The organism is Chlamydia pecorum E58, from assembly GCF_000204135.1.
Classification (GTDB): Bacteria; Chlamydiota; Chlamydiia; order Chlamydiales; family Chlamydiaceae; genus Chlamydia; species Chlamydia pecorum.
The window spans coordinates 79,219-96,922 of sequence record NC_015408.1 but is presented as its reverse complement, the minus strand read 5'-3'; the positions used below and the strand labels follow the sequence as shown (position 1 = coordinate 96,922).

Here is a 17,704-nt window from a genome sequence, read left to right as displayed (position 1 = left end):
AGATTTATGTATACAGAGCAAAGCTTAGAGAATCTCAGGCATGCTATAGATATTGTTGATGTTCTTTCTGAGCATGTCCACCTAAAGCGTAGCGGAGCAACTTACAAAGCATGTTGTCCCTTTCATACAGAAAAAACTCCTTCGTTTATTGTTAACCCTACGGGGGCTTATTACCATTGCTTTGGTTGCGGAGCCCATGGTGATGCCATCAGTTTTTTGATGCAATACTTGGGCTATTCATTTACTGAAGCTGTATTGGTTTTAGCAAAGAGATTCCATGTAGAGCTTGAAGTTGCTTCTAAGGAAGCAAGAGTTTCCAGTTCTTCAGGAGCAAAGGAAGAATTACGAAGGATTAATTATGAAGTAGAAAAATTTTTTCGTTACTGTTTGTTTCATCTTCCTGAAGGCCTACAGGCATTACGGTATTTATATCAACGTGGGATCTCACCAGATGTGATCGATCGTTTTCATTTAGGCTATGCTCCTGAGCAGCAGGTGTTTCTTCAGGGAATGCAAGATAAACACATCACACAAAAACAACTGCAAGAATCAGGTTTTTTTGGAGGCAACTGGTTTTTATTTTCTCGTAGAATTATTTTCCCCATACACGATGCTTTAGGGCATACCTTAGGGTTTTCCTCTAGGAAATTTTTAGAAGGCATGCAGGGAAGCAAGTATGTAAATACTCCCGAAACCCTACTATTTAAAAAATCCCGGATTCTTTATGGGCTACACTGTTCTCGGCGGAGAATTACTAAGGAAAAACGCGTCATTCTAGTAGAGGGGCAAGCAGATTGTTTGCAGATGATTGATTCAGGATTTAACTGCACTTTAGCTGTACAGGGAACGGCATTTACTGAAGATCATGTAAAAGAACTAGAGAAACTCGGGATTTTAAAAGTTTTTCTACTGTTTGATAACGATGCAGCAGGAAACAAAGCTGCCCTGCGTGTAGGTGATCTCTGTCAGGTTGCAGGTATGGCAGTTTCCGTTGCTAGGCTTCCTGATGGGGAAGATCCTGATACTTTTCTTATGCTTCGGGGACACTCTGCTTTGATTGAATTATTAGAGAAGAGTGAAAATTATCTTGCGTTTTTAATTGGGGAGAAAATTAAAGCCTATCCGAACTTCTCTCCCCAGGAAAAAGCTTTAGTTGTAGAAGAGATCGTAAGACAGATTAAGCGCTGGGGGAACCCTGTTCTTGTCTATGAGCATCTGAAGCAACTGGCCTCTTTGATGACCATTCCAGAAGATATGGTCTTTGCTTTAGCGCAACCTCAGGTGAAGGCTGGGACCTTTTCCCCTTCAGCACCACCATCTTCTTCAAAAACACAAATAATCCCAAGAATTCACTCTGATGTGATCATAGAGACAGATGTTTTGCGGTGTATGTTATTTTGTAAAGCCGAGGATCTTTATATCCCCTATACAGCACAGTATTACTTTTCCCCTAGTGATTTCAAGCATCCAGAATGTAAGAGACTCTTTGCTTTTCTAATCTCATATTATGAGACACAGAAGAAAAATGCCTCCTTAGAAGAAGCTCTTGCAGAACTTTCAGATCCTAAGATTATCGACTTATTAACGAAGCGGCGTATAAATACAGAGATTCTTAGTACAATCTTCCTAAACGCTCTAAGGAAACTATCAGATAGATTGTGGAGAGACAAAAACCTTTCTTCGGTGAAATCTATGGCCTTAGCTTCAGGAGAAAAACTTTCTGTTTTGGAGAATTATGTGCAGATTTGTAAAGATAAAGAAAAAATAGATCTCCTCTATCCTGACTCTGAAACCTCTTTGCAATAACTTAACTTTTATTAAAATTCTTATTAATTTTCTCAAGAATTGAATAATTAATAAAATTATTATAAAATACTTCTTGATTTTAGTTTTTAAGGATAGCTTTTATGAGGTTTTTAAAGTTTTTTGCGACTTTAGTAGTTTTGGCACTATGCTGTGGAAGCATGTTAAGTTCTCCTTCCCGCTCCCATGGATTTTTAGTCTCCGAAGTTATGGGAGTTTCAGCTTTAAAAACGCTGGCTCTATCTGAAAAAACACACACTGTTATTGAGGCTCTAGGGTACGGTTTCGGAGCTCCTTCTTTAGTGCATGGGTGGCAGGCTCAACAATGGCTGGAATTGGAGTATCTCCTTGCTCGCAACGATATTATTTAAATATCGTCTCTCAGATCTTCTTAAGAGAAGGCTGTAAGAACAATCGTCTCTTAGGTCTCTAGATTATCAAAGGTAGTAGAATTTTTTTGTCTTAATGGTTCTCACACCTTTCTAGTTCTATAAATAAAACTTTTTATACCAGCTTTAACTTTATCATTCGTTTTTTGAGAAATATAAAAACGAAAGTATCTTTTAAAGATTATCTTAGGTTATCCTTTACCGGTTTTTATAGAGGTTAAGGAGTTTTTATTATGCGTGCTATAAGGTGTATCTTTTTTGCATTGCTATTGATCTTTCCCAGTATGTCTCAAGCGAATGAGGTGTCTTCAGTCTCTTTAATAGAGAAGGATGCTTCAGTAAAAGCAACTCAGTTTTATCATAAGTATCAGGAGGGCTTGGAAGAAGCCAAATGTTTAGGGAAAGAGTTGATCTTCGTATTTCTAAGCGAAGGGGATGATCAAGAGAGGGTCGTGTATTGGTACGAGGTAGCAAGCTCTCTATATAATTTCTTCAAAGATGTGGCGACTATTGTGGTGATGATTCCAGAAAATAATGAGTCACTCAGTGAAGTTGTGAAAAACATTAAAGATTTTAAAAGCCTTTTTCCTGAAGTAGCCTTTCCTCCTTCGTGTTTAGTTAGTATAGAACTTCTGGAGAATGGTGAAGCAAGCGTTGTGGATATTCTTTCTTTAGAGGATTCTTGATAATTTCTTCTCTATCTCTTAGGTTTCCTTAAGGAAACCTAAAGGGTTCTTAGCACAGTTTTTTCTTTTAAAATTTTTGTGGCACATGCTTATGAGAATATTCTTATCATAACAATGCAGCTTTAGAAAGCCGTCTGTTAGAGATATACATTATAGTATAATAAACAAAGAATCCTTTTAGGAAGCTTTGACTACACGTGCAAAGCTTCCCATTGGTACCCTGAAAATTTCTCAAGGGCCTGTACAAGTAAGGAAATCCTAAAGCTCCTTAAAGTTTCGTCATCACAGGCTACATGCACCTCATTTAAGAAGTTCTGAATAGCTACAGAGAGCTGATCAAGAGAGAGCAAATATGCAAAGAGCTCTTTAGGCAAGGGATTTTTAGGAAGCTCTGGAAATTGATTTAAGATACTTTTAAAAATCTCGTCAGGTTGTTCTCCTATGATATGGGTTATAGCGATCGTGTTCAGTTGTAAGGAAGCGAGGATTTTTTTTAGGCGATTATGAGTTTCTATGATGTTTCTTAAAGCTTCTGGCTGGTCTTGTTTGAATTGTTGTATGGCTGTTGCAGCATGAATAATGGCAATAGGATTATGTAGCGAAGACTCTAAAAATACTGTCGCGATAATGTCTTTACTAAAACCTAAGGAAGTCAAGAACGTCCTTAGCCTACCTCCAATAAAGGAAATGATCTGCTCTATAATTGCTCGTTTGTCCCAAAGGCCTATAGGAAGTTCTTTAGGGAAGTTCTCAATCAATTTGTTAAATAGGGCAGATAAATCTATAGAAAACTCTAAAGAAGATAGCAAGGTTATAATCTCTAGGGATTGGCGCCGCAAAGCATAGGGATCATGAGAAGAGGTCGGTTTAAGGTTAAGAATAAAGCATGAGATGATGTTGTCAAATCGATCTAAAAGGGAAAGTAATGTTCCCGTAGGAGAGATCGTTTGGCCTAGAGTTATGTGGCGTAAATGTTCTCTGACAGCCTTCGCTGCAGTAACTGGAAGTTGCGCATGTTTCAGGTAATACTCTCCCATAATTCCCTGCAGCTCGGGGAATTCGAAGACTACAGAAGAAACTAAGTCAATTTTACAATAACGTATGGCGATATTTAAGTCTTCGGAGTCTCCTAAGGGTAATAGGGGGAAGAGTATCTCCTTATGAGCTTTTAAACGTTCTATTTTATCGTACAACGAGCCTAAGGCGTCAAAATACGTCACAGAATTCAGCTTATCCACAAATGTTTCCAATGGAGTCTGTAAATCTTGATTAAATAGAAACGCCCCATCTGTAAGTCTAGGCGTTAGTGCTTTTTCATTTCCTTCTATAATGACGTCGTTAGGAGAATTATCTGTGACAAAAACAAAGGAGTTAGTGATTGCTCCTGTAGTGTCTTGCGTAGGGAAATAGCGTTGGTGTTGGATCATCTCTGCAACAAGAAGCTCCTTAGGGACTGAACAGAAGGTAGAAGAGAATTTCCCGCAGGTAACAAAAGGATGCTCCGTAAGGAAAACAGTTTCTTCGATCAGCTGGGAATCCATTATGGGAGTAATCGTGGGAGAACTATGAGCTCGAAGACCATGTTCTATAATTTCTTGGCGTTCTTTTTGGGAAACAATAACACAAGCGCTTCTAAGTGTATCAAGATAGTCCTTAGGAGAAGAAATAGAAAGAGTCCTAGGATCAAGTTGCCGATGGCCCTGAGTGTTTCTAGAGGCAGAAATGCTTCCTATAGTTAAAGGAAGAATATCATTACCATAAAGTGCTACTAACCAGCGGATGGGGCGAGCATATTCTACTCCGCTCATATCCCAAATCATCTTTTTAGGGAATTTCATAGTATGAATTAGCTTGGGAAGCTCTTCTGTGAGAATCTTTGCAGTTTCTATCGAGGTCTCAGGAGTTAGGAAAAATAAGTACTCTACCTGGTTAATCACACGGATAGCAAATTGTGTGTGCTGTGAGAGCTCTTCGCGATGAGAGAGGACCACATGTTGTGCAGAAAAAAATTGTTGCCCTTGAGAGGAAACTTCACCACTTTCTGTAAATAAGGAGGCTATAGGTGGGCCTTTTTTTTCTGAGGCTTTCTGTGTAGTTATAGGAGTTAGCTTATGAATCAGTACTGCAAGTCTCCGTGGAGAGCCAAATACCTCGAGTTTTTCATATGGAATGCGATAACTTTCTAAAAGCTTAGTTATTAAAGACTCTAACTGTTGAATCCCTATGGGGACAAACTTCGCAGGAAGTTCCTCAGAGCCAATCTCCAACAAGAAATCTTCCGGGGAAGAGAGTTTTGGTAAAGAAGAAGAGCTTTTTTCTAAAGCTGGAGCTGAATAAGGCTTAAGGAGAGGATAGTTTAACGAGGCTCTCCATTCAACATAGCGATCAGCAACAGCGCGTGCTAATTGCCGGATGCGAGAAATATAACGCGTGCGTTCTGTAACGGAAATCACCCCACGAGCATCGAGAATATTAAATGCATGGGATGCTTTGATCACAAAGTCATACGCAGGAATAGGAAGACCCTTCTCTAAGGTTGCAAAAGCTTCTTCTGAAAAATCTTCGAAGTGCTTAAGCCACATCTGCACATTTGCTGTGTCAAAATTATACTGGCTCCAAGCTTTCTCTGACTCCTTGACAATCTGCCCATAGGTAAGCTCGTCATTCCATAAAATATCATAGACTGAGTCTTTCTTTTGCAGGTACATCGCAACTCTCTCAATCCCATAAGTTACCTCACCACTAATTGTATTTAGAGGTTTGCTGCCAATGGCTTGAAAGTAGGTAAGTTGGGTAATTTCCATGCCGTTTAACCATACTTCCCAACCTAAACCCCAAGCACCAATAGTGGGATTTTCCCAGTCATCATGGACAAAACGGATGTCATGTTCACAAAGATCTAGGCCAATAGCACGCAGGGATTCTGTATATAGAGTTAAAAAATTCTCTGGGACGGGCTTGAGGATCACTTGGAGTTGGTGATAGTTTTGCAAGCGATTTGGGTGTATTCCGTAGCGACCATCTTGGGGACGTCGTGAAGGCTCAACATAGGCTGTTTTATAAGGCTCGGGTCCTAGTGCACGAAGAAATGTCGCGGGGTTAAATGTCCCGGCTCCGACTTCAAGATCATAACCTTGGTGTATAACACATCCTTGTTCACTCCAAAATTGCAGGATTGTAGCAATCATAGATTGTAAAGTTAGAGGACAAGATGACATGTTATTGACTCCGAATCCAAATAGGTTTGTTTATTAGACATAGCGAAAGTAGCTTTAATTTTAAGGGAAACTTCACTATTGGAAACACGACAATATCATATGGGAAGAAAAACAAACAATACTTAGAGAAAGGTAGGGGAAAAGTCTTTAATGGGTAAGAGAGCTCTTAATTTTTAGTCTAAAGAAATTCCATACTTGCGATGTAATATTATTCCATTTAACGTTATCATTAGGGATCTTGGAAGACTCTATTAGAATAATTTGTGACCGTAGGGGCAAAGGGTGGGACTGCCTAATTATTTGACTGTTTCCCGGCTGTTTATATCACCAATTTTTATGATTTTATACTTAAAAGGGCTGTGGTTTGGGATTTCTCAAGTGGTGCTTCCTTATGTTCTTTTGTCTTTGCTCATTGTTTCTGAGCTTACAGACGCTGTAGATGGATACGTTGCAAGAAAGTTTTCACAGGTTACAGATTTAGGAAAGCTATTAGACCCCATGGCGGATGGAATTTATAGGACGTCCCTATATCTTACTTTCACCCAACCTCCAGTGAACCTTCCCCTGATTTTAGTATTTATTTTTCTCGCACGAGACTCTGTAATTAGTACGTTACGCACAGTATGTGCGTTTCGTGGTGTAGTGGTGGCTGCAAGAACAAGCGGGAAAATAAAAGCTATATTACAAGCGATAAGTTTTTTCCTTATTATCTTTGCTATGATTCCTCACTCTTTAGGGGCTCTTTCTGATAATGGATTGGAGTTATTCGCCTCTATTGTTGTCTCAATTGTCGCGATCTATTCTGTAGGCTCTGGAGTAGAATATTTTTGGATAAATAAAAATTTTTTGTTGCAAAGGCCAAAATCTTCCAGTGGCTTAGATCAAGAAAGTAAGGAGAGATAAAGCTCTTTATAATGCTTTGCCATAAGGTCGAGCCCAGAAAGACGCAACATTCCCTCTTCTATTAAATTTAACCATGTGTCTGGTTCATAGCGGTAGGTTGTAAGTGCTTCACTTAGCATCGCACGAAATTCATTGAAGTTATCCGTTTGGGTAAATGTAAATCCATTTACTCCGGGGAATACTGTGTCTGCCAGGCCTCCAGTCTTGCGTACTAAGGGAACGGTGCCATAGCGCATGGCAATAAGCTGGGTTAACCCGCAAGGCTCTGTATACGAAGGGATGCAGATCATATCGGAAGCAGCGTAGGTAAGACATGCAAGAGAAGGGTTGTAATCTAAAACAATTCTAATGTTGCAGGATGTTGCTAGAGATTCTTGTAAATTAGAAAATTGCTTGAAAATTTCTTCATTATAACAGGTGCCAATGATAATGAGAGCATACGCATTTTCCATAGCATGGAGAATGGCTTCTTTCATAAACTCAGGACCTTTTTGTTCAACAATCCGAGAAATAATACACATTAAAGGGGAATAGTTAAGCTCCAGCCCTAACCTTTCATATAAGGCTGCTTTATTTTTCTCCTTTTTCATAAATAGAAGGTCAGGCTCTCTAAGTAAGCTTTTATCGTAATTTTCAGAGAGGTGAGGATCCGTTTCTGGATTCCAGGTGCGGTCATCTATGCCATTAAGAATGCCGAAAAAGACGGAGCTTCTTGTAGATAGAGCATCGTGGATTTCTGGGTCAGAATACTCATTCATCATTTCTTGAGCATATGTTGGTGATACTGTCGTAATTGCATCTGAGCAGTAGAGCCCACCTTTCATCATAACCGAGGTTTGGGGATCGCGGAAGAGTTGATAATTGCTCAAATGAAAATTATCGATTTTGGTTTCAGAAAGCAGTTTAGTAGAGCAATAGCCTCGATAGCAGAAATTATGAATGGTAAAAACAATTTTAGGATAATAGGGACTGTCGGGATGTTTCAAAAGCCCGGGGAGAAGACCGAGATGCCAGTCATGGAAGTGTACAATATCTACAGGGGGGATGTCATGAATATAGGCAGCACAGGCAGCAGAAAGTGCTGTGAAGCGCATGGTATCGTCATGTGAGTAAATCTTAGGAGTAGAGAATAGTTCGATCTGTGAGTCTAACCTGATCACAGAGAGGGCTAGATTTTCATATTTGTAAGTAACTGTGGAGGCATGTTGTTTTCCAAGAAAAGTATAGAAAAAAGAGCGTTTGGAGAGAATAGGAAGATTAAGATCCCCAAAGATTAAAGGGTAGTCTGGAATAAGAACTTCAACTTCATGATATTTAGCTAGAGCTAAGGAGAGACTGGAGACCATATCTCCTAATCCTCCAGCTTTGGTTATAGGAGCAAATTCGACAGCAGTATGAAGGATTCTCATAAAGATTCTCCTGATAAATCTAAATCCCCCATATCAAGTGAAGACGTAAAAGCTCAAGATTAAAAAAAAAAGCGCTATTTTTGAGATTTTCTTATTTTCAAAAACACCGGTTTCGATAAACTGGGATCTTGTTCTTTTTTATTATTGGGGTGTGGCCAAGCGGTAAGGCAGCGGTTTTTGGTACCGCGCATCGGAGGTTCGAATCCTTCCACCCCAGGGTCTTTCTTTCACCTCTCAGTTTCTAATTTTAATCTGAAGTCTGCAGTTTGTTTTTTAGAGTGTCAGGAGGTAAGGGATTTTCTGGGAAAATATTGACTTTTTCCTGGATAGAGCTATAATTTCGCGTCTAAAACTTTCAGATGTCTTTGAAGAGACACAAGGCACGATCTTTGATTTCTTCTAAGTTTTAACGTAAACTTAGGGTTCATGCGGAGCAGAAGGCTCTTTTAGCTCAAATTTATGGAGAAAATAAACTATGGAGCTCGTAGTTACACGTCGGGAGACTGGTAAAAAATCATTTCTTAAGAAAATCCGTCAGACAGGGGGTATTCCTGCAGTGGTCTATTCTTCTGGGAAAAGTATTGCAAACATCACTGTAGATGCGCTTGTTTTTAAAAAATTTCTTTCTAGTTTGGAAAGCGGTGCACTATCTTCTACGGTTTTCTTTCTAGAATATGAAGGCCGTGTAATTAAAGCTTTAGTGAAAGATATCCAGTATCAGGTGACCACTTATGAAGTGAGTCACTTGGATTTCGAAGAGCTTGTAGAAAACCGCCCAGTAAAATTGAGTATCCCAGTGCGCTGTGTTAATACCGTAGATTGCATTGGAGTAAAACTTGGGGGATCCTTAAGGCAAGTGATCCGTGCGATTCGGGTGGTTTGTCTTCCTAAAGATATCGTTCCTTTTTTAGAGCTGGATGTCCAGTCTCTAGGGCTTTCTCAAACTCGAAAATTATCTGATATTGTGATTCCTGAAGGAATTAAGCCGATATCATCTCTTAGAGAAGTTGCCGTAACCGTATCTAGAAGATAACCTTATGATGGTTAGGCTTGTTGTTGCTATAGGGAATCCTGGGAAGGCCTATAACTTTTCTCGTCATAACGTAGGATTTTTATTGGCGGAATGGTTGGTCAGAGAGTTGGGAGGCCCGGCATTTAAGCCTTTTTCTAAGTGCGTTTCCTTAATGACGAAAGTAGATTCCCCTTCTACTTCTGAGAGCTTGGTATTTATTAAACCAGAGACTTATGTGAATCTTAGTGGCAAGGCTGTCTTGGCTGCTAAAAAATTTTTTAGTTTAAGTCCGGAGCATATTTTAGTTCTTGCTGATGACGTAAACCGTGACTTTGGAGATGTCCGATTGCGTTATCAAGCAGGAAGTGGAGGACATAAGGGAATTAAAAGCATTGTTGCTAGTCTAGGCTCAAATCTCTTCTGGCAATTGCGGTTGGGGGTTGGCAGGCCTGATAATAGAGCTGTAGGCTTATCAGACTTTGTTCTAGGAGATTTTTCTTGCGAAGAGAAAGAGCAATTGCCTGCTTGTTTTGCTCAAGCAGGCACTTTGTTTCAGCAATGGTGTGTAGGGGCTGAGTCAGCATAAGTATTTTTAGAGAATAATTTTAGTGGACTGAGATATCTCAGGAGAATAAACTACTCTACTTGTCTGTGTTTAGGAGTGTTTAATGGGAAAAAAGACAAAGCAACTTTATGAAGGAGCCTATGTATTTAGCGTAACTCTTAGTGAAGAAGCTCGACGTAAGGCTTTAGATAAGGTTATTTCAGGGATCACAAACTATGATGGTGAAATTAATAAAATTCATGATCAAGGACGTAAGAAATTAGCGTATACCATTCGTGGCGCTAGAGAAGGTTATTACTATTTTATTTATTTTACTGTTGTGCCTGAAGCTATAGCAGAGTTGTGGAGAGAATATCATCTCAACGAAGATCTCCTTCGTTTCATGATATTTAAAGCTGATTCTGTAAAAGAAGTTTTAGAATTCGCTTCTTTACCTGAGTAACTTGTTAAGGAGAAAACTATGAATAGACCTGTTCATGCTAATGAACAAAGAAGGAAACGTTTCAATAAGAAATGTCCTTTTGTTTCCGCAGGTTGGAAAACGATCGATTATAAAGACGTAGAAACTTTAAAAAAGTTTATCACGGAACGAGGAAAAATTTTGCCTAGAAGAATCACAGGAGTTTCTTCTCGTTTTCAAGGAATTCTTGCTCAAGCAATCAAAAGGGCTCGTCTTTTAGGACTATTGCCTTTCGTCGGGGAAGATTAATGTAGGCAAAGGAACAAAGAGAATGAAACAACAGTTACTTTTACTTGAAGACATTGAAGGATTAGGCCGTAGTGGAGATGTAGTTACTGCTCGTCCTGGTTATGTTCGTAATTTTCTTCTCCCCCAACAAAAAGCAGTTATTGCTGGAACAAGAACATTGCGTTTACAAGCCAAACTTAAAGAACAGCGCATGATTCAAGCTGCTGAAGACAAAGCCGAGTCTGAAAAGCTTGCAGAAATGCTTAAAGATATTGTCTTGGAATTCCAAGTTCGTGTTGACCCAGACAATAATATGTACGGTTCTGTAACTATTGCAGACATCATTGCGGCTGCAGAAGAAAAAAATATTTCTCTTTCTAGAAAGAGTTTCCCTGCGCATTTTGCAATTAAAAGCCTTGGAAGAAAGAACATCCCCTTAAAATTAAAGGAAGGTGTTTCTGCGACTCTTATAGTACATGTCGCTTCTGATAGCGAATACGTTGTTGTTTTAGAAGAGTCTGGAGCTTCGGAAAGCGCTGAAGGTATAGAATAGCTAATAGCCTTAGGCTTTTGCGATGTTTTAAGCTAAATCAGGTGAACCACATTAGGGCGTTTTTCTCTCCAGCGAAAGTAAATCTTTTTTTAAAGGTTTTGCATAAACGTCCTGATGGGTTTCATGAGTTGTGTACTCTGATGCAGAGTATAGATTTTGGTGATATTCTTACTTTAGAAAGTAGTCCTAAGGATTGTCTCTCATGCAATATTTTAAGTCTTGAGTCGTCAGAGAATTTCATTTGGAAGAGCTTAGAGCTATTCAGACGAGAAACCGGAATCCTGCAGCCTGTCAAGTGGAACTTAAAGAAAAGGATTCCTTTAAAGGCTGGTCTCGGGGGAGGAAGCAGCAACGCTGCTACAGCTCTATATGCATTAAATTTTTATTTTCAGGCGCAGCTACCTTTAAAAACATTGCAAGATCTTGCAGCGGAGATAGGTAGTGATGTTCCCTTTTTCTTTTCTTCTGGCACAGCTCTAGGATATGGACGGGGAGAGAGGGTAGCTTCTTGTGAAGGTATTGCGGAGAATGAAAGCTATGTATTGTATTTTTCTTCAGAAGGCGTAACTACTGAAGATGCGTATAAATCTCTTGTCCCTTCAGACTTTAGTACGGAACATAGTTTCAATAACTGCAAAGAAAATGATTTGGAGAAGGCGGTATTTCGGTTCCGCAAAGATCTCTTAGAGAAAAAATTGCAGTTACAAAAATTATGGAAGCCCTATGGAGGACATGTTCTTATGAGTGGCTCTGGAGGCACCCTGTTCGTCCGATATAATGCAACACCTCATAGGGAACAAGAAACCTCTAAACTTATAGAACATACCCGAGGGATCCCTGCAAGGAAGCTGAATAAAAAACTTACGCAGTGGTATTAAAGCAGCTTGTTAGCTAGCATGGGAAGCTAAAGAACCCTCAGCAACAGCCATAACCTTATTTGCCTCAATAGAAAGAGTCTCTTCAGCAAGGCAAATACCACAAGAATATTTCTTAGCGTTTTGATCCTGCTCAAGGGTTTCAGAGGCAATGATTCTTTTGAAAACTTGTTGAATCTTTTCTGTAGGCGTACATGCGGCACTTTCTATAGGAAGCATGATTCTATGTGACATATTTTCAACCCTCGTCTTCCTTCTCTTACTTATAGAAATAAATTTTTTTTTACAAATGCTTTTCTAAAAGTGTCAGGGCGTTTTAAGAAGGTAAAAAGGGAGGCGATTCCTTGGCAAACTTTTGAGGCTTTCTTTTTTTTAAAAGGTTGATTTATTTCTTTGTTAGTTAGGGGAAAGTTGCTTTAAAGGTCCTTTTATGATTTTAGCTCCGTATTCCTCATCTTTGAAATTAGGAGCCACAATAATTTTTGTATGCTCCATAATCCATATGTTTCTAACGCCACGGTTGCGTTCTCTTGCTCAGAAATATGAAAATAAAAAAGTGACTTTTCCAAGATTCTGTAGGCAATATCAGATATTTTCTGAACTGTACAAGTGCCTCGGTAGAATCGAAATCGTATTTATATTTTGGGCAGTGCCTTTATTTTTATGGTTTCTCCATACTGAAGGGTACAAAGTAACAATGTCCTATTTCAATAGCAGAAACTATAACTCTGCAATGTTTATTATTATTATGTTTCTGCTATTGGAGTCTCGGCCTATCGTGCACTTTTCAGAGAGATTCCTCTCTTTTATAGCGAAGGTCGGAAATACCTCCCCAACGTCATGGTGGTGGACACTCATGATTGCTACTCCCTTGCTTTCTTTCCTCCTTAAGGAAGGAGGAGCCATGATCATAGGAGCTACACTTCTTGTAAGACATTTTTTCATCTTTTCTCCTTCACAACGTCTGGCATATGCAACTTTGGGGTTATTATTTTCTAATATTTCTATTGGGGGATTATCGAGCTCTATATCCTCTCGGGCACTCTTGGCTATTTTACCCTCACTTAAATGGGGCTCTGGGTTTGTCTTTAAATACTTCGCATGGAAAGCTGTCATTACGATTTTGATCTCTACAACACTATGCTATCTGGTATTTCGTAAGGAGTTCTGTTCTTTTCCCAAGCTTTCTAATCAAGGAGATATAAAAGGAGAGCGAGTCCCCTGGTGGATCATAGGAATACATATTATATTAATCGCACTAGCGATTCATGCGAGGTTCGCAACTCTATTTATGATGGCGATCCTGTTATTCTATATTGGTTTTCAAAGATTCACAATTTTCTACCAAACCCCACCGAACTTTTCTAAGGCTTGCTTAGTAGGATTGTTTTATGTAGGCATGGTCATTTTTGGAGACCTTCAGGAATGGTGGGTGCTGGAGCTTATGCATGGGATGTCAGACTTCGGCTATATGATGACCTCATATACACTATCAATATTCCTAGATAACGCCTTGGTAAATTACCTCGTCCATAACCTCTCCGTAGCTACAGATTGCTATCTTTACTTGGTCATTATCGGAAGCATGTCTGCTGGAGGCCTTACCCTCCTTGCAAACATGCCTAACATCATTGGCTACCTTATTATAAGACCTGCTTTTCAGAATTCTTCTATCTCCCAGGGAAAATTATTTTTAGCGGCTTTAGGCCCTTCATTGATCTCCCTAAGTGTGTTTTGGATCCTTAAAGATGTCCCTACATTTCTCTTTTGCTTCTTTAGGTAGCAGGAGCTCCTTGAATATATACGGGGATCCTCTTCCCAAGCTCTTCAGCGAGAAAGATCTGACTATAGGACAGGAACTCTTCATAGCTTAATGCTTTGGCCGCAGCAATCTTTTCATTAGGGATAGAGAGTTGTTCCGAGGGAAACTCAAAAGCTAAGGAAAATAGTATGGAATTTGCTGTTTCTAAAGAGTACTCAGGTTCTCGGAGCCTGCTAATATAGGCCTCTTTCATGCTGTTGAAGTACTTGGAAGACATTTCAAATTTTTCAGGGCACTTAGCGACATTGCTGATAAACTCCTGAGTTTTCGAAATTAGTGCTTCAGGAGAATACGCATTCGAGCGAATATAAAAGAACCCAAAAGGTTGTGATGCAAGTTCTCGATAACGGGCTCCAACCATATAACCTAACTGTTGTTGCGTACGCAGTTCTTCAAAAGTAATGTGGTGTAGCCAATCAAATAATATCTCCGTAGCAACCAGGCTTTGAATAGAAGGAGTCTGCGGGTTTTGTAGCCAGAGTAGCATACCATTTGTCGTCAGGGGATAGGTATACTCAATAGAAGCAGGCGTGTTTTTCTGCAATTGATAGTAAAAAGGTTGAGCAGAGTATGCTGAGATATGGGAAGTAAACTCTTGGATTTTTGTAATAAAATCTTCCTGTTGCTTGTCTGAGAGATTCCCTAGCAACATTGCTTCAACATGTACTTGATTTAGCAGTTGCGAAGAGAAGACCTGGAACTGCTCGAATGTGAGTTTTTGAAGAAGAGAAAGTTTTTCCCTATGAGAATATACGTTCTCAATGGTTTGAGAAAAGAGCTCATCCAGGCCCGCACGTAAAGGACAGGCCCGTAAGGACTTTTCATAACTCTCTAAGAGCTTTTGTTTGTATATCACAAATTTAGATTCGCTAATAGAAAATGCAGGTAAAGAGCCAAGGATAGAATTTAAAAGCTTTGGAGCTGTCGCAGTGTACCCTGAAATTTTGATATCAATACCCTCTCCCCCTAAGTACGACGCAAAGGAAAGGCCTGCTAGCGTTGCAGGATAATATAGCTCAAGGAGATTTTCATTTAAAGCAAGGCAATAAAGCTCCGCATTTACTAAAGATTGTGGGTCCTTACGTGAGATTTGAGGCGTGCGAATACGTAGCTGAGAAGAGATTTTCGGAGAAGCAAAATAGTGATCTTCGCAGTAATATACGGTGAGTTTCTCATCCTTATGTTTAAGAGTAGGAGTAAAGGGGAAACGTGTTTTATCAGAAGTTGTTAATGGAGGAGTCTCTATATCCTTGGGAATGAAAACGTTGGGCTTGGGGAATTCCATCGTAGACTCTAACGCTAGGTCCTTGCACTGTGCGACCTCTTCTTTGAGAGATTTTACGTAGTAAGTCATGTCAAAGATGTCATCATAATGCTCCTGGAGGCCTTCCCAAGTGGAGGGATCCTTAGCAGAGATCACATAACGAGCTTGTTTTGGATCTGCAAGAACTTGTAACAAAGAGGATTCTTCCTCAGGAGTATGTTGAGGATACACTAGGGTATGGTAGGGATAGGTAGCAAGGTCTTCATCAGCAAGCTCCATAACTTGTTTGGTAAGGAGATCGAATAGCTCGCTTTTTGATGCGTAGCTATATTCTAAGGTATTCATAGTAGATAGCTCTTGCACACAATAGCTAGGGATGCCCTGTTTTTGAATCTTTTGAAGGTATTGGAAGGTATACTGAAGTACTTGAGCATAGTTCTGCTCACCTTTCTGTGTCAGTTCATAGCAGATAAAAAAGTCCTTAGTATTAAAAGAACTTTTCCCTATATCCACGTCGATTTTTGTAATGAGTTGCTCCTCTTTTAATTTCGATGCTAGGCTATATTCTCCTTCATGTTTAAGCATCTGTGCAAGAGCCGCATAACACCCTTGGGAAATTTTTGACAGAGGATGGTATAGATGCCAATACACTTCTAAACATGATGTGGATTGCACAGCTTTGTTAATATAGAGATGACACAAAGAAGATGTATCTTCAGAGGGAAGGAAGTCCTCTTGCTTTTGGTATTGTTTAGAAACCGGAATCTGAGAGAAGAGCTTAGATAGAGACTTGATCGCTTTAGAAATAGGTTCTGGTGTGTAGACAATAGCACACATATTTTCTGGGGAATAGTGCTTTTTAAACCACGAGGTCATGGCCTCCTGAGTTACAGGAGCTAAAGTAGAGGCGTTGCCACAGCCAAAGCGGTGCATAGGATGCCCCTCTGGAGAGATAAGTTGTTGGATACGATGTACGCGCCTGCTATCAGAAAGAGGATGACTAGAGAACTCCTGATGCACAGCATGTTTTTCTCTATCGAGATCTTCCTGACGAAATAGAGGAGGGATAAACAGGTGTACAAATTGATCTATAGCCTGTTTAAATGCAGAGCGCTCTACAGAAAAGATGTAGGTTGTTGTTGCTGATGAAGTGAAGGCATTGTATGTGCCGTTATGGCTACTTAGGAAATTTGAAAAGCCATTCACACTAGGGTACTTTTTATTCCCCAAGAAGACGCTATGTTCTGTAAAGTGCGCCATCCCGGGGAATTCTTCAGGATCAGCATTATTTCCTGTTTTTACTAGTAAGGCCGCTCCAGAGGTAGGAAGATGGGGCGCAGAAATAATTAGTAGTGGTAAACCATTACGACAGATAACTTTAGCAACTTGTCGGTGTGCGATTGCTGAAGTTAATACTTTTAAAGGACATTTGTCTTTAATAACTTGTGAGTGCTTGTTGCATGACGTTACTAGCAAAGAGAGACATAGCAGGGACATGCGAACTTTTAACCATTTCATTCTACAAGTTCTCATACAACTTCTTTACTATGGAAAATATTCTGTTAGTTCTTAAGGTTCTTTGAGCAAACTTATCTAAAGATTCTAGCTCTTTTTTACAGCACAACTGATCTAAAAAGATCTCTTCTCCAAAATTAAAAAATATGGGAGCGAAAAAAATTGCCCGATACTCCCCTATGGAACTTTCAATAGTCGGAGGGGGAGGAAGAATATCGTAAGTTTTTAATGCAAAAGGATAAAAATGCGTGGGTTTTTCTGAAGATCTAGCCAGAAGACGAAACATTTCTATACTCTCTGGCTGAAATTCTGAGGGAGATAATTCCCCAAGGGAATTTTTCCTATCGCGTCCTCCTGCTGGAGCGACATAAATAAACTTCCCTCCTTCATGCAATAGCGTTCTTAGTGTTCGCATGCTTTTTTGGTTGTGGTGGAGCTTTTCCTCTCGTTGCTCTGGAGGGGAGGCAATATGGCGCTTAGAATAAATACACAGCAAATCACAGCCCATGCTAAAGGGCCGCGCTAAGGGATCAGAAGTTACGCGATCCCCAGCAACAAAAATCATGTTTTCAATCAATTTGGGATGTTTTTTTCTTAAAGCATAATACATCAGCTGAGGGTCACATTCCGTTTGATGATTCGCTAACAAAATTACATTATCTCCACGAGAAATGTACTCCTGAATGACATTGAGCTGATCGATATTTAAAACACGAGAGTTTTCGTCATCTATGAGTAAGGAGAAAAATTCTATACCAAAATGAAAAAGATCTACAGGAGAGCGGATTTTTCTATGATAAGGAGGGAAAATAAACGGATTTTTTAGATCCTCTATGACAACTTTAAGCCACTGGAGACAGAGAGCTTCTGCAGTTTCTAAGGAGCTTTTTTTTAGTGCTGCTTCAACGTAGTTATGATGAAAGATGGAAAATTTTTGATAAAGAGGTTCCGGAAGACATTGGCTTTCAAAGGTTTGCTGTAGATAAGTAGAAAAGTTCATGA

The 17,704-nt window shown here is 39.6% G+C and carries 16 protein-coding genes and 1 tRNA gene; 12 read left to right on the top strand and 5 right to left on the bottom strand.

The annotated features are described in order from the left end of the window. The first annotated feature begins 6 nt into the window (after positions 1 to 6). From dnaG to G5S_RS00415, 3 genes are all read left to right on the top strand, one after another. Entirely contained in the window at positions 7 to 1,806 is a 1,800-nt protein-coding gene (gene dnaG, locus G5S_RS00425; RefSeq protein WP_013712202.1) for a DNA primase, read from the top strand. A 101-nt stretch (positions 1,807 to 1,907) separates the two neighbouring features. Then, entirely contained in the window at positions 1,908 to 2,174 is a 267-nt protein-coding gene (locus G5S_RS00420; RefSeq protein ID WP_013712201.1) for a hypothetical protein, read from the top strand. 251 nt (positions 2,175 to 2,425) lie between these two features. Then, entirely contained in the window at positions 2,426 to 2,878 is a 453-nt protein-coding gene (locus tag G5S_RS00415; RefSeq protein ID WP_013712200.1) for a CT795 family Sec-dependent secreted effector, read from the top strand. Between the two features lie 191 nt (positions 2,879 to 3,069). Here the strand turns inward: G5S_RS00415 and G5S_RS00410 are convergent, their stop codons facing one another. Then, entirely contained in the window at positions 3,070 to 6,096 is a 3,027-nt protein-coding gene (locus G5S_RS00410; protein WP_013712199.1) for a glycine--tRNA ligase, read from the bottom strand. A 282-nt stretch (positions 6,097 to 6,378) separates the two neighbouring features. Here G5S_RS00410 and pgsA point away from each other — a divergent pair, with 282 nt between their 5' ends. Then, the gene (pgsA, locus tag G5S_RS00405) at positions 6,379 to 6,999 is read left to right on the top strand and encodes a CDP-diacylglycerol--glycerol-3-phosphate 3-phosphatidyltransferase (protein WP_013712198.1); all 621 of its coding nucleotides are present in this window, start codon (positions 6,379 to 6,381) and stop codon (positions 6,997 to 6,999) included. Here the strand turns inward: pgsA and glgA are convergent. Beyond that, positions 6,978 to 8,408: a glycogen synthase GlgA gene (glgA, locus tag G5S_RS00400; protein ID WP_013712197.1), complete on the bottom strand. Its 1,431-nt coding sequence runs from the start codon at positions 8,406 to 8,408 to the stop codon at positions 6,978 to 6,980. The two genes, pgsA and glgA, sit on opposite strands and share 22 nt — an antisense overlap. Before the next feature lie 145 nt (positions 8,409 to 8,553). On the opposite strand from glgA, the gene G5S_RS00395 reads away from it, so the two are divergent. The 7 genes from G5S_RS00395 (at position 8,554) to ispE (ending at position 12,104) form a co-directional block, all read left to right on the top strand. After that, a tRNA-Gln gene (locus G5S_RS00395) sits at positions 8,554 to 8,625 on the top strand. A 258-nt stretch (positions 8,626 to 8,883) separates the two neighbouring features. Further along, positions 8,884 to 9,441: a 50S ribosomal protein L25 gene (locus G5S_RS00390; protein WP_013712196.1), complete on the top strand. Its 558-nt coding sequence runs from the start codon at positions 8,884 to 8,886 to the stop codon at positions 9,439 to 9,441. 7 nt (positions 9,442 to 9,448) lie between these two features. Further along, positions 9,449 to 10,006: an aminoacyl-tRNA hydrolase gene (gene pth / locus G5S_RS00385; RefSeq protein ID WP_021756854.1), complete on the top strand. Its 558-nt coding sequence runs from the start codon at positions 9,449 to 9,451 to the stop codon at positions 10,004 to 10,006. A gap of 82 nt (positions 10,007 to 10,088) precedes the next feature. Beyond that, the gene (gene rpsF, locus G5S_RS00380) at positions 10,089 to 10,427 is read left to right on the top strand and encodes a 30S ribosomal protein S6 (RefSeq protein WP_013712194.1); all 339 of its coding nucleotides are present in this window, start codon (positions 10,089 to 10,091) and stop codon (positions 10,425 to 10,427) included. Between the two features lie 18 nt (positions 10,428 to 10,445). After that, entirely contained in the window at positions 10,446 to 10,694 is a 249-nt protein-coding gene (gene rpsR, locus G5S_RS00375; RefSeq protein ID WP_013712193.1) for a 30S ribosomal protein S18, read from the top strand. A 22-nt stretch (positions 10,695 to 10,716) separates the two neighbouring features. After that, the gene (rplI, locus tag G5S_RS00370; protein WP_013712192.1) at positions 10,717 to 11,226 is read left to right on the top strand and encodes a 50S ribosomal protein L9; all 510 of its coding nucleotides are present in this window, start codon (positions 10,717 to 10,719) and stop codon (positions 11,224 to 11,226) included. A 98-nt stretch (positions 11,227 to 11,324) separates the two neighbouring features. After that, positions 11,325 to 12,104: a 4-(cytidine 5'-diphospho)-2-C-methyl-D-erythritol kinase gene (gene ispE / locus G5S_RS00365; protein ID WP_157858684.1), complete on the top strand. Its 780-nt coding sequence runs from the start codon at positions 11,325 to 11,327 to the stop codon at positions 12,102 to 12,104. A gap of 9 nt (positions 12,105 to 12,113) precedes the next feature. Here the strand turns inward: ispE and rbp7 are convergent, their stop codons facing one another. Continuing rightward, complete coding sequence (gene rbp7, locus G5S_RS00360; RefSeq protein WP_021756852.1) at positions 12,114 to 12,335, bottom strand: reticulate body protein Rbp-7; 222 nt, start codon at positions 12,333 to 12,335, stop codon at positions 12,114 to 12,116. A gap of 196 nt (positions 12,336 to 12,531) precedes the next feature. Between rbp7 and G5S_RS00355 the strand changes: the two genes are divergently transcribed. Further along, complete coding sequence (locus G5S_RS00355) at positions 12,532 to 13,884, top strand: putative Na+/H+ antiporter (RefSeq protein WP_013712188.1); 1,353 nt, start codon at positions 12,532 to 12,534, stop codon at positions 13,882 to 13,884. Here the strand turns inward: G5S_RS00355 and G5S_RS00350 are convergent. Further along, entirely contained in the window at positions 13,877 to 16,705 is a 2,829-nt protein-coding gene (locus G5S_RS00350; protein ID WP_041466990.1) for an insulinase family protein, read from the bottom strand. The two genes, G5S_RS00355 and G5S_RS00350, sit on opposite strands and share 8 nt — an antisense overlap. Before the next feature lies 1 nt (position 16,706). Then, positions 16,707 to 17,702: a 1-acyl-sn-glycerol-3-phosphate acyltransferase gene (locus tag G5S_RS00345; protein ID WP_013712186.1), complete on the bottom strand. Its 996-nt coding sequence runs from the start codon at positions 17,700 to 17,702 to the stop codon at positions 16,707 to 16,709. Between the last annotated feature and the right edge of the window lie 2 nt (positions 17,703 to 17,704).

What these genes read in the sequence shown, in the direction of transcription:
- G5S_RS00350 (WP_041466990.1), bottom strand. Translation starts at nt 16,705, where the DNA reads ATGAAATGGTTAAAAGTTCGCATGTCCCTGCTATGTCTCTCTTTGCTA.
- dnaG (WP_013712202.1), top strand. Translation starts at nt 7, where the DNA reads ATGTATACAGAGCAAAGCTTAGAGAATCTCAGGCATGCTATAGATATT.
- G5S_RS00420 (WP_013712201.1), top strand. Translation starts at nt 1,908, where the DNA reads ATGAGGTTTTTAAAGTTTTTTGCGACTTTAGTAGTTTTGGCACTATGC.
- glgA (WP_013712197.1), bottom strand. Translation starts at nt 8,408, where the DNA reads ATGAGAATCCTTCATACTGCTGTCGAATTTGCTCCTATAACCAAAGCT.
- G5S_RS00355 (WP_013712188.1), top strand. Translation starts at nt 12,532, where the DNA reads ATGATTTTAGCTCCGTATTCCTCATCTTTGAAATTAGGAGCCACAATA.
- G5S_RS00415 (WP_013712200.1), top strand. Translation starts at nt 2,426, where the DNA reads ATGCGTGCTATAAGGTGTATCTTTTTTGCATTGCTATTGATCTTTCCC.
- rpsF (WP_013712194.1), top strand. Translation starts at nt 10,089, where the DNA reads ATGGGAAAAAAGACAAAGCAACTTTATGAAGGAGCCTATGTATTTAGC.
- rplI (WP_013712192.1), top strand. Translation starts at nt 10,717, where the DNA reads ATGAAACAACAGTTACTTTTACTTGAAGACATTGAAGGATTAGGCCGT.
- rbp7 (WP_021756852.1), bottom strand. Translation starts at nt 12,335, where the DNA reads ATGTCACATAGAATCATGCTTCCTATAGAAAGTGCCGCATGTACGCCT.
- rpsR (WP_013712193.1), top strand. Translation starts at nt 10,446, where the DNA reads ATGAATAGACCTGTTCATGCTAATGAACAAAGAAGGAAACGTTTCAAT.
- G5S_RS00390 (WP_013712196.1), top strand. Translation starts at nt 8,884, where the DNA reads ATGGAGCTCGTAGTTACACGTCGGGAGACTGGTAAAAAATCATTTCTT.
- G5S_RS00410 (WP_013712199.1), bottom strand. Translation starts at nt 6,096, where the DNA reads ATGTCATCTTGTCCTCTAACTTTACAATCTATGATTGCTACAATCCTG.
- pth (WP_021756854.1), top strand. Translation starts at nt 9,449, where the DNA reads ATGGTTAGGCTTGTTGTTGCTATAGGGAATCCTGGGAAGGCCTATAAC.
- G5S_RS00345 (WP_013712186.1), bottom strand. Translation starts at nt 17,702, where the DNA reads ATGAACTTTTCTACTTATCTACAGCAAACCTTTGAAAGCCAATGTCTT.